6 protein-coding genes and 1 pseudogene are annotated in these 12489 nt (G+C 61.0%); 5 read left to right on the forward strand and 2 right to left on the reverse strand.

Annotation, left to right across the window (positions count from 1 at the left end):
• A pseudogene (locus C167_RS31980) lies at positions 1–183 on the reverse strand (cytochrome C oxidase Cbb3); the annotation flags it as partial.
• 369 nt (positions 184–552) lie between these two features.
• Here C167_RS31980 and C167_RS0100390 point away from each other — a divergent pair.
• From C167_RS0100390 to C167_RS0100415, 5 genes are all read left to right on the forward strand, one after another.
• Positions 553–924, forward strand: a complete 372-nt coding sequence (locus C167_RS0100390; RefSeq protein WP_017516311.1) for a DUF6306 domain-containing protein — start codon at positions 553–555, stop codon at positions 922–924.
• A gap of 343 nt (positions 925–1267) precedes the next feature.
• Positions 1268–2287 carry a hypothetical protein gene (locus C167_RS0100395; RefSeq protein WP_017516312.1) on the forward strand — a complete coding sequence of 340 codons (1020 nt, stop codon included), beginning with the start codon at positions 1268–1270 and terminating at the stop codon, positions 2285–2287.
• A gap of 433 nt (positions 2288–2720) precedes the next feature.
• On the forward strand, positions 2721–4292 hold the full coding sequence (locus C167_RS0100400; RefSeq protein ID WP_026078705.1) for a sensor domain-containing diguanylate cyclase: 1572 nt from the start codon (positions 2721–2723) through the stop codon (positions 4290–4292).
• A 616-nt stretch (positions 4293–4908) separates the two neighbouring features.
• Positions 4909–5085, forward strand: coding sequence for a hypothetical protein (locus C167_RS34795; protein WP_017516314.1), 177 nt, complete (start codon positions 4909–4911; stop codon positions 5083–5085).
• A gap of 785 nt (positions 5086–5870) precedes the next feature.
• Positions 5871–11333, forward strand: a complete 5463-nt coding sequence (locus C167_RS0100415) for an autotransporter domain-containing protein (protein ID WP_157791800.1) — start codon at positions 5871–5873, stop codon at positions 11331–11333.
• Between the two features lie 201 nt (positions 11334–11534).
• Here the strand turns inward: C167_RS0100415 and C167_RS0100420 are convergent, their stop codons facing one another.
• The gene (locus C167_RS0100420) at positions 11535–12254 is read right to left on the reverse strand and encodes a hypothetical protein (RefSeq protein ID WP_017516317.1); all 720 of its coding nucleotides are present in this window, start codon (positions 12252–12254) and stop codon (positions 11535–11537) included.
• Positions 12255–12489 lie beyond the last annotated feature (235 nt).

Raw genomic sequence — 12489 nt, forward strand, 5'->3', positions numbered from 1 at the left:
GAAGCTGGTCCAGGGCATCTCCAGGCTTAGCTGCGGCCACACCAGCTGGGCGGCGATGAACACGCCCATGAACATCCCGAGGATGCCCCAGCCCAGGGTGGTGAGGGTGAAGCGGCGAACGATGTCGTAGTTGTATTCGGCGTCGCGGGGGGTGTGCTGATCGAGGGGTATCGCGCTTTCCATCTTGATTCCGTCGTACTCCGGTTGACTGACGGCTCCCTGCCCGTACGAATACGGCAAGACGAATTAGGCATTTAGGAGGCAATTCGCCGCAGGGAGCCCAAACAGTCTGAACAGACGCGATGGATGCAACAAACGAATAATAATGCTGCATAAGTGCATTTATTTTGATTTAAGGCCGAGCCGCTGCCATGTGGCCCTCTACCATGCCTTGTCCAGGATCAAGGCCGACGAGCGGCGCAGCGGAAATGAGGAGGTACGGCGCAATCTGGATGCATTCGGGAAATTGCAGCATCAGTGCAATTCAATTCATTTCAATCGACTGCGCACGACGGTCTAGGATGGGCCTTCGCCATTACCGGGGGGACTTTCATGTCCGACGACCTTATTCCCTGGCTGCAGACCCTGATGCGCGCCGAGCGCGCTGGCGCGCGGGTCATGCTCGACAGCCTGCGGCAGACCGACGAACCCGTAGTGCGCCAGCGCCTGGAGCGTCTGCACGAAGGCGAGGCAGAGAGCTGCCGTCGCCTGCGCCGCTGCCTGGAGTGCCTGGGTGCGACGCCCGACAACGGCGTTGGCGATTTCCACGCCAGCGCCATGGCCATCGAGGACCTAGAGCTGCGCTTCGACTTCATTGGCCGCGGCCAGCACTGGATCGCCCGGCAGATAATCCTACGCCTACCGGAGATCAAAGAGTCCTGGCTGCGCGAGGAGCTGGAGGCGGTGCTGCAGCTACATCGGTGAATTTAGCGCTGAGGTTATCCCCGATATCTTTTTCGTCGGCACGCAACGACCCCCCCGATGCTGCGCCTGATGTACGTTAAACGCTGTGTGCATTTCGAGCTACAGCCCCGTCTAATTCAAGCCATAGCCAATTGCTGCCAGCGTGAGTATGAAGGGCACCGCGTGGCGAGACAGCTTCACACTTTTCCAAGGCCACTTCACACAGTGGCTTGGCAGTGATGCATCATCTGCCAGGCTGACTTATTGGTGATATTGGCGGCAGGCTGCTTGCGGAACTGCCGGGATGGCGGGGCTTGCTGGCCCCTGAACGCATCACCCCTCTTGCGCAGAGAACGACAAGGACATGGACAGCTTTATTGAAATTGGCGGCCAGCGCATTGCGGCTGTGGAATCGCACGAAGGCATCACCCTCACTGCCGGCTCGTACTGCTCATTGAGCGACATCAGCGAGTTTCCGCAGAGCGTACGGGTAATCGATGGTTCTCTTAGCCTGAGCAACAGCAGCCTTCGCAGCTTGCCTTCTCCGCTCACCGTTCGTGGTGACCTGCGGATCTACGCATGCCCGAACCTTGTGCTTCCTGACAACCTTGAGGTAACCGAAGATTTGGTACTGGAGGGAAGCGAAATGCTGAGCGAGTCGTTGCCGGCCGGTTTGGTGGTCGGCGGCGCGTTGCGCATCACCGGGTGCAAGTTCCGTCAGTTGCCCGCCGATGTACGGGTAGACCGCAGCATTGTTGCCAGCAACAGCGCGCTCGAGGTGCTGCCCGAGGCGCTGGTATTGTCCGGCTCGCTGAATATCAGTGACACGACCATCTCCAAGCTCCCCGAGCGTCTGCACATCGGCAGCGCCCTGATAATCACGAACTGCCCGATCACCGAATTGCCTTTCCAGCTCAGCGTGGGAGACAGCCTGGACATCCGCGGCACGGGAATCACCAGCCTGCCTAGCGACCTGACACTCAATCTGGACCTGTTTGTCGCCAACACTCAGGTGGCCAAACTGCCGGAGAACCTGAAGCTGTGCTCTCTGGATATCAGCTACTCGCCGGTCCCCGAAGTACCGGAGTCGACGAGCGTGCACGTTGGCTTCTTTGCCGAATACTCAAAGATTCGCAAGTTGCCCAAAACCTTTCTGGATCTGGACGAACTCGACTTGACGGGCAGCGCCATCGAAGAACTGCCGGAAAATCTGTCCGTTACCTTTAACCTCTTCCTGGCCGACAGCGCCATCCGCGCGCTGCCCGAAAGGTTCCATGTCGGCGAGACAGCCTACCTGGGCGGCACCACGCTCCCACGTACGCCCTTGCCCACGAGCTACAAGACCGGAAAAGAGCTGGACGTTGATTGGGACTGGAGGCCTTAGTCGCGCTGGATCGGTGTTCGGGGGCGTCCGCTTCTGGCCGGTGTCTGCCCTCTGGCGAGAGGCAGCTACCGACCCTTTGCGGCCCGTCACTGAGAGCCGCAAGCTAACCGAATTGGCCACATTGGGGCAGTTCGCAGATGACCTAAGCCAGTCGTAGGCGGCTCGAGTGTCGGGGTAACCTGGGGCTATTGAAGCACCGATGAGACCAACGCTGAAAGCCACCATCCAGGCTAGGTCCTTCGGCGACGAGTCTGCGTCCGTGCATTGACTACGTAGCGTGAAATGGCTATTGGCCATTCACAACATGGCGTAGGTAGAATGTGTTCTATGGAGCCTGGTTTCCAGGTGTGCGCCGCTTTTTCGGTGGGAGCGGTGCCGGAAAGTTAGCGCTGAATATGGCGCGCTCATTACAGTTCCTGCTTGGTTCTTATTCATGCCGTCCGGACCTGCTCCCAGAGTCAACCTGCATACGCTGATATTGCTCTTCGCTCTATTGGCGATCCTTGCGACGTTGCTCAATGACCTCTATGCAACCTACCGGATCCAGCGTGAAACACTGGTCCACAATTCTCTGGAGGCAAACCGCGCTTACGCCGCCAAGGTTGCGTTGACCATTGGCCAGAGCCTGGGCGATGACCTTGATCGTCTGGCCTACAGTTCCCGTGTCATCGGTCAGGACTTCCGTCTCGAAACCCTGCGCGACGCTGAAGCTTCCCGCCTAGCTGAGCAGGATCACAGCTTCAATACTGTGGTCGTAGCCGATGCCGAGGGGCGGATCGTCTCTTCCTATCCTGTATCGCTCAGCGTCAATGGTCAGAAGCTTCGCTCCAGGAGGCCGCTGGATGAGCGGAAGGCTATGATCAGCCCCGCGTTCAACTCGCTGGCGGGAAATTTGATCGTGTTTGTATCGCAGCCAATCTGGAGTCCTGAGGGCGAGTATCTCGGGCTGGTGGGCGGCACTATATATCTGCAAAAGGACAATTCCCTTAACGAGGTCATCAGCAAGCACTTCCAACAGGACTCTTCTTATGTGTACCTGGTGGATGAAACTCACCATCTGTTGTTTCATCCGGACCCGGAGCGCATCGGAGAGACAATCGGCAGCAACCCTGTAGTCGATGCGGTGCTGCGCGGCGAAAACGGAGCTTCCCCTGTCCGCAACACCGCAGGCATGGAAATGCTCGCCGGCTATGCGGCGGTTCCCCACAGCGGCTGGGGCGTCGTTTCCCAGCAACCGTTGAGCGTTCCGCTCGGGATGGTTCGTAATCTGCTGTTGCAGGTCGTATTTGCCATTGTCCCGATGAGCCTGTTAGGGCTGTTGATGCTTTGGTGGGCGGCATCGCGCATAAGCCGGCCTCTTAGTCAGCTGGCCGAGTTTGCCGGCCAGCGCGCCAGCGAAGAGGGCATTCGCAAAGTCCATGCCTGGTATGTCGAAGCCTGGCGTATTCGCCGTGCGATGATCATGGGTGCTCTGCTAACGAAGGAGCGCATAGGCAAGCTCAACCAACAAGCTCTGAGCGACCCGCTTACAGGTCTCGGAAATCGTCGGGTATTGGAAACTGCTCTGAGCGACTGGCACTCAATTGGCAAGCGCTATGCCGTGATAAGCATGGATATCGACCACTTCAAGTGTGTCAACGACAAACACGGCCACGCGGTTGGCGACAAAGTGTTGCAGGTATTCTCGGAGTTGCTTGGTAGAAATTGCCGAGATGAAGATCTGGCCTGCAGGGTTGGCGGTGAAGAATTCATCTTGTTGTTGCCGCAAACGAGTTTGGCCGCAGCGACAGAAGTAGCCGAACGTATTCGCCGATCGCTGGAGATAACCTCTATTCCCCCGGCAGGGCAGGTCACCCTTTCCCTTGGTGTTTCTTGCTGTGAGGATGGACAGGCGGATCCGGCCAGGGTGTTGGAGCAAGCCGACGCGTTGCTTTACCAAGCGAAGCAGACTGGCCGTAACCGTGTTGTGGCAGAAAGCGGATGCGCCTTCGAGGCGACGACGTGACCTCGGGGTGGCGCGGTCTACCTCGCCACCAGTAGCGCGACGCTCAATCGTTGGTTTCTACATCGCTGGGTGGCTGTGCAAATGCCCAGGTGTTTGATCCATGGGGGCGTCGTGTTCAGCAATGATGAGAGCATGCTCAAGGCTGCCGTTCAGGGGGCTGGTCAGGTACCTGGACTTCTGCATCCGACCCGTTGTGGCCGTTCGTGAGGAGCAGAACTCGGTCATAGCTACCCTCAGCTAGCCGAATGGCCGCGTCGACAGGGCAATATCGACCTGAGCGCAAATCGAGCAACGCGGCAGAGGCAGGCTGGGTTCTTGCCTCCCAAGCCCAGTGCCAGGGGCGCCTGGCAGCGACACAAGTAACCGGGATGTGGGCGGTTGTCGTGGCTTCGGTCGGCTTAAGATTCCGATTTCCAGATTGAATCACTCCGAGCCCGGAGACGCTTCGCAGGATTCCTCTTCGCTCGCCCTGCTACCTTCCGGCAGGGATGGATTGCAGAAAAGCACAGCTGGAACTTGTTCAGAATTAGCTGCCGCTCGTCGATAAAAAACTAGCTGAAACCTTTCAGCAGGCGCTTTGTGTTAGTTTTTCCGGCCCTTGGAAAGGTGCCACGCTTTGAACGGTAATACCCGCAAGACCATTGATAGCATCGCCGGCCGGAATGAAGATGCTGCTGCTGAGCTGATGCGCGCCGCAGAGCGGATTGGCGATGCAGTGTTGAAGCAGCAGCTCCTCAACGTGATCCGCAACCTGACCCAGGATGCGGCAGACCTTCGCCGTCTGCGCCATTGAATGCCGTGAGTCGCCCTCTGTTTTTGTGAATACTCGTTGACCGCTATTGGCCGCTAGCTGCCTTGGGGGCCAGGAACGGCTGACTGCGTATCTGGCCTGCACTCCAATCGCCGATCGCGCGGTTTCAGTCGGCTGCAGGGCAAAGGCCTTACCGATTCCATAGCTAAATACGACAGCCGTTTGGGAGTAGCCGGGCCCGGCGGAGTGTCTTGCGGTCGCTTATCCGGCTCTTCTCTCGCCGTTGGCTCTTGTCTAGTACCTTCAACAGTGTGTTGGGGTTGCGGGGGCACACATTGATGAGATTTCTCTTCATACGCAGCCCGCTGTGCCCGCAGATGCTGAGTAGCTGAATTTCCGAGCCACTCGCTCAGAGATAATGGCAAAACAGCATTAACTCAGGCTACGATGGCGCCGACACTCTGAACGGTCGTGCCAATTCTGCGACTCTCGCGATGCCCCAGGGCCGAGGACGAAAGAGTGTCCGCGGCAACTCAGAGGGATGTTGTGAACCGTTGACCGCTTGAACTTCGATTCGCGCAAAAGGAGTTGATACCGCGGCTAGGCAATCACTTCGGCAATGCACTCCATAAAAACAAGGATGAGTTCGTGGGAGAGATTCGTCTGCCTTCGACTGGTGTAGCTTCGAAAGCTTTGTCCCCCCAGTGTTCGGAGGGTTATCGATTCAGCCAGCCCTGGCGAAAGACGCCCAGGCGACCTCCGCCTTCAGCGCAAGCACTGTCTTGCACGAGAGCTCACTGCTTCCCGTCATGCGAAAAGGAATGACCATGCATAGCAGCAAACGTAGCAAAGCCTTTACCGCCCATTTCGCTCCGTTGCCGCTGGCCGTCAGCATGGCGGCAGCCGGGATGGTTTCCGGATTCTTCAGTCCACAGGCACAGGCCCTGTGTACGACAGTCGGCTCCACTATTTCCTGTACTGGCATCACCGTGGGCCTGGTCACCTCGACCAGCGGCCTGACGGTCAATGTTCAGAACGGTGCGCAGATCTATCCCGGCGTTGTCGATTTGGTCAACGCCGTATCCCTCACAGGTACTGGTGTCACCGTCAACAACGCAGGACGTCTCGATCCGGCGTTATTACCGGGCCTGGTTTCGCTGGCTACCGGTCTCAATATCTCTAACGCCGCCGGAAGTACGGTGATGGTCAACAACCTTTCCACCGGCCAGGTCATGGGCACTTCCAGCCTGCTCTCGGCGAACCTGCTGGGGCTCGCCGGGATCGGCCTGGTGGTGCAGAACGGCGCAGGTGGCACCACTACCGTTAATAACTCCGGCCTGATCAGCGGCACTGCGCTGCTTGGCGCCGCTGTACTGCCGGAAGACATGCCGGTGATCGCACTGCGTGGCGGTGCCAGAAACGTGCTGACCAACAATGCGTCAGGCCTCATCACCGGCCGCGTGGCGATGCAAGCCTCGGCCGCAGGCAACACCTTTACCAACGCCGGTACGGTCACTGGCAGTATCAACCTGGGCGCCGGCGCCGGCGCTAACACCTACAACGCCATCACCGGCTCCGTGATGAGCGGCGGGGCGGGGGTGGGTGTCGATCTGGGTGTGCTCGGCGGCCTTGGCCTCGCCTACGTGCCGGCGGGTATCGTAAACGGCGGTACCGCCAACAACGGCAACACGCTCAATCTGCATAACGCCATCGGTGGCGGCGTCGGGCTGACGGGCTCTGGCACCATCGACGGCAGCAAGTACGTCAATTTCAGCAACCTGAATATCACCAGCGGCACCTGGTCCCTGACCAATCAGCTGTTTGCGGGCGGTACTGTCAACCCGGCGGTCAAGCTCAACGGCGGCCTGCTCAATGTGGACAGCGCGGCCCTCACCGGCGCAACCATTACCGCCAACGGCGGCGGCCTCGGTGCTGCAGTAGCAGGTGCAACGGTGAGCAACGGCATCACCCTCGATACCAATGGCCTGCTGGTCAGCAACAGCGCCAATGGCCTGACCCTGTCCGGCGTGCTCACCGGTGCCGGCGCCCTAACCAAGACCGGCACCGGCAACCTGACCCTCAGCGGCGCCAATGACTTCAGCGGTGGCACCACCCTGGCCGCCGGCACGCTGACCCTCGGCAATGCCGCGGCGCTTGGAACCCAAGGCCTGAACGTGACCGGCGCCAGCACCCTGGCGAACTCGAGCGCGTTGTCCGTGAACAATGCCATCTTGCTCAACGGCGCTAACCTGACGGTGAACAGCGGCGCTGCCCTGACCTTGGGCGGGGCGATCAACGGCACCGGCTCGCTGACCAAGACCGGCACCGCCGACCTGACCCTGAGCGGCGCCAACAACTTCGGTGGCGGCCTCAACATCAACGCCGGCAAGCTGATCCTTGCCCATGCCGGGGCCACTGGCGGCGGTACCATCACTGCCGGCGTCGGCGGCACGGCGGCGCTGGACACCAGCACCGGCCAGACCCTGACCAACCTGATCCAGCTCAACGGCAACCTGACCCTGACCGGCAGCAACGACCTGACCCTGGTGGGCAAGATTTCCGGAACGGGCGGGCTGAGCAAGGCCGGGACCAATACCCTGACCCTGAGCGGTGCCAACGATTTCACCGGCAACTCGACGCTGGGTGGCGGCACCCTGATCCTGCAGAATAATACCGGCCTCGGTAGCAGCCAGCTGACGCTGAGCGCCAACTCCACTCTTGATGCAAGTGGACTTTCGCTAGGCAACAACATCAACTTCGGCACCCATAACCTGACCCTGGCCAACGGCACCGCCACCTCCCTCGGCGGCGCCCTCAGTGGCACGGGTTCGCTGATCAAGAGCGGTGCTGGCGACCTCACCCTGGCGGGTCCCAACGCCAGCTACAACGGCGATGTTCTACTGACCAATGGCACCCTGGTCATTGCCAACGATAGCGCCATCGGCAACGGCAGCCTGCGCACTTCGGCCAACACCTCACTGGACAGCGACGCCGCGCGCACCATTAGCAACGCCGTCAGCCTGCTCGGCAACCTGAACTTGGCTGGGAGCCACGACCTGGCTTTGAACGGCGACGTTTCCGGTATCAATGGCAGCCTGACCAAGAACGGCGCGGCCGACCTGGTTCTCAATGGCATTAACACCTACACCGGTGGCACCCAGGTGACGTCCGGCACCTTGCTGGTCGGGGATAGCAGCCATGCATCGGCCCGCGTCGCAGGTCCGGTTTCGGTTTCCAGCGGCGCTTCGCTGGGCGGCTTCGGCACCGTGGCTGGCAACGTCGATGTGGCCTCTGGCGGTCATCTCGCTTCGGGCGCTCCGGTCGGAGTGTTCACCATCGACGGTGACCTGACCCTGCGCCAGGGCAGCCAGGCCGACTTCAGCCTGGGCGCCTCGAGTGGATTCTCCACGCCGGGGGCCAGCCATGGCGTCTCGGTAACGGGAGACCTAAATCTGCAGGGCGCCCAGCTCAACCTGTTCGACGCGGGCGGCTACGGCCCAGGCCTTTATCGGCTGTTCGATTGGGGCGGTGCTCTGACCATGAGCAATGGAGGCCTGATCCCGCAGGCGGGGTCGTCCCTGCAGGTATTGACTGCCAACAAGCAGATCAACCTGATCAATGCGACCAACCAGCCCCTCAACTTCTGGAACGCCGACGGACTTGCGAGCGCCTCGCAGATGGGCGGCGGCTCAGGTGTCTGGTCGCAGGCCGGCGCGAACTGGACGGATGCTACAGGCAGCGTCACTGCGTGGCGCAACCCCAATGATGCATTTTCCATCTTTGGCGGCGCGGCCGGTACGGTGACCGTCGATAGCAGCGCTGGCGCCATCGAGGCTCAGGGCATCCAGTTCGCCAGCGACGGCTATCACCTGGTCGGCGACGACCTGGCGCTGACCAACACCGCGCCGAGTGCTCTGGGAGAAGTGCGGGTCGGCGACGGTAGCCAAGCGGCGAGCGCTTGGACAGCTTACGTCGACAACGCACTGACGGGTGCCGGTATCGACAAAACCGGCATGGGCACCCTGGTGCTCCGCGGCTCTAACACCTACACGCAGAGCACACGCCTGAGCCTGGGCACCCTGTCTGTTTCCAGCGACGCCAACCTCGGCGCGTCCTCCGCCAAACTTAACTTCGAGGGCGGTACCTTGCGCGTCACCGGTACCAGTTTCCAGAGCACAGCGCGCAGCGTGGTGTTCGGTTCTGCCGGTGGTGGCATCGATATCGCCGACCCCAGCAACGCCTTCACCCTCGGCCAGGCACTTTCCGGCAGCGGCGCGCTGACCAAGCTCGGTGACGGCACACTGGTATTGAGCGGCAACAACAGCTACAGCGGCGGCACGCTGATCAGCGCGGGCACGCTCACCGGCTCGGCCGGCAGCTTCGGCAGCGGCGCGATCGTCGACAATGCAGCGCTGGAGCTGCACCAAACCACTGATGCCACGCTGACCAATGCCATTTCCGGCAGCGGCTCGCTGACCAAGACCGGTGCCGGTAACCTAACCTTGGGCAGCAACAATTACAGCGGCGGCACACTTATCAGTGCGGGCACGCTTACCGGCAGCGCCGGCAGCTTCGGCAGCGGTGCGATCACCAACAACGCACGCCTGATTCTCGATCAAGACAGCACCGCCAGCTTCGCCAATGTCATGTCCGGCAGCGGCAGCCTGGTCAAGCGCGGGACTGGTGCCCTGGAACTGGAAAGCGACTCCAGCCTCAGCGGCGGTACCCGGGTGGAAGGTGGGCGACTGGTCGTTGGCGGCAGCGCGGGTTCGAGCGCGCGCTTGACCAGTAACGTCGACGTCGCCAGCGGCGCCACGCTCGGCGGCCACGGCGTCATCGACGGCAATGTCACCCTCGTCAGCGGGGCGAAACTGGCGCCGGGCAACTCCATCGGCACCCTCACCGTGGATGGCGACGTGACCCTGGGCGCCGGCTCGATCCTGGAAGTCGAAAGCGCGCCAGATGGCAGCTCGGACCGGTTCATCTCCACCGGCGTCGTCAATCTGAATGGCGCCAATCTCAACGTACTCGCCGGTACGGGGGATTGGGCGCCCGGCACCTCCTACGACATCATCCAGGCCGCCTCGCTCAGCGGCACCTTCACTGCAGTCAGCAGCAATCTGGCGTTCCTCACCCCGGAGCTGGCTTACAGCACCACCGGCGTAGAGCTGACCCTGGAGCGCAACGACGTCAGCTTCATCTCGGCGGGCCGTAGCTACAACCAGCGCTCAGCCGCCGCCGGCGTCGAATCGCTCGCAACGGGCACGCTGTACAACGCCCTCAGCCTGCTCACCGTCGAGCAGGCTCAAGCCGCCTATGACAGTCTCTCCGGCGAACTGCATGCCAGCACCCAAGGTGCGCTATTCGACGACAGCCGCTACGTGCGCGATGCCATCGCCCAACGCCTGCGTGCGGCTCAAGGGCAGGCCTCGACCGACGCTATCCTGCACACTGACGCCGACAATGGCATGACCTTCTGGCTGCAGGGCTACGGCGGCTGGGGCGACACCAGCGGCAACAGCAACACGGCGCGCCTGGATCACGACAGCCGCGGCACCCTGCTGGGCATCGACCTGCCGGTGGGCGACAACTGGCGCGTCGGCGTCGCGGCGGGCTATGGCACCAGCAAGCTCGACGTCGACGCTCGCAACTCCTCGGCCGAGATCGACAGCACCTCGCTGACCCTGTTCGCCTCCGGCCAGTGGGATGCCCTGAACCTGCGCCTCGGCGCCTCGCACGCCTGGAACGACGTCGACAGCAGCCGCCACGTGCAGGTCGGTAGCCTCGCCGAGCACGACAAGGCGAGTTACGACGCCAACACCACGCAAGTCTTCGGCGAACTGGGCTACGCCATCGCTGCCGGCGACTTCATTCTGGAACCCTTCGCCGGGCTGGCACACGTCAAGGTCGACAGCGACAGTTTCAAGGAGCACGGCGGCAGCACCGCGCTTCATGGCAACAGCGAGCAGGACGAGGTGACCTACGGCACCCTCGGCCTGCACGCCTCCACGGCGCTGACCACAGTGGGCTCGGTGCCGCTTGCGCTGCAGGGGACTCTAGGCTGGCAACATGCCTTCGACGAGCTCGATCCGAAGCGCCAGCTGTCGTTTGCCGGTGGCGATGCGTTCACTGTCAAGGGCCCGCCACTGGCACAGGACACCGCGCTGGCGCAGTTAGGCGTGACCGCGCAGGTTGCCACTAGCACCACGGTGGACCTGGGTTACGCCGGGCAGTTCGGCGATGGCTACAAGGACAACGGTATTCGCCTGGGGCTAAACGTGAGCTTCTGAACAGGGACGCGGAGTTGACGCTCAAGTACCGGGACCTGGGCTTGCTGGAGGCTCTCATTGTGAGATGAGAGCCTCTGCGCCCATTGGCCATCCAGCGCTGCAAGGTGCAGCCAACATTACTAAGAGCAACCTGCGCTTCGGGGCCGATGTCTGCTACCGACCCATAGCAGCCATGGCGTATGGCAGCTGTACTCGCGCCCGCTATAGCGGCACTTGATCCGCTGGTAGCCCAGCCATCTCTCTGAGCGTCTCCAACCCCGCCTTCAGGCCGCTGGTGTCGATACTCAGAGAAAGCTCCTTCTTGAGCTGTTCGATGCTGAAATAAGTGCTCTGGCGATGGCTCAGGGCATTCCTTGCTGCACTTATGAGGGCTTCAGGGTCCGAATCGAGCATGCTCAATTTGCACCGACTCACTGCAGATTGCACGCCGGCTTCGAGTGCAGCCAGAAGGCCCACGGCGAACTGGTGATACGGGCCTTCGAAGTCTGGCTCAATCACCGGCTCCTTGTAGTTGTTTTCGTCGCGGAACAGGTCCAGCACTTGCCTAAGTTTTGCTTCGATGTACTCGTCGTTCTGTTCGACCTCTTCGAAGCTCTTGATCTTGTAGGACTTGCTGTCCAGTTCGACTCTGTAAAGCGTGTCGCAGTCGTAACGGTTTATGTAGAAGTCTCTGCCATTCGCTGCCCAGAATGCTTTTCCCATCGGCACATCGATGAATGCGCCATCGTTGTTCACCCTGCGTGCCTTGCCGCTTCTGGCGCTGTAGACGAAGACCTCAGGGAAGTCGGGGTCTTCAAATATTCCCAGCAAAAGGGCCTTTTTCCCGTCGGCGGAGACGTCCATTGACTGAATGCCGAACTCGTAGTCCCTGCGATCCAGAGTCTTTCGAATTTCATCCGTTACTTGATTGGTCTTCAACATTGCCTGGCGCCGTCCTTGAGCGGGGATGAGAACACAGCTTTCCACTCTAACGAGAAAACTGTCCGCTGCCGAGACGCATCGCTCAAGGGCCCTGGCTCATACTGTTCCTGCGCCCGCCTCTGGCCGATTTCTGCCTGTGACGTGGGCCAGCTACCGACCCATAGCAGACGCTCGAGCGCCTGGGTGCCGAGCTCTGGGTAGTGCTGTTGAGGGCTAGCTCTAAGCCCCGATAAGC

The sequence above is a fragment of the Pseudomonas nitroreducens TX1 genome (assembly GCF_000313755.1).
Lineage (GTDB): Bacteria > Pseudomonadota > Gammaproteobacteria > Pseudomonadales > Pseudomonadaceae > Pseudomonas > Pseudomonas nitroreducens_A.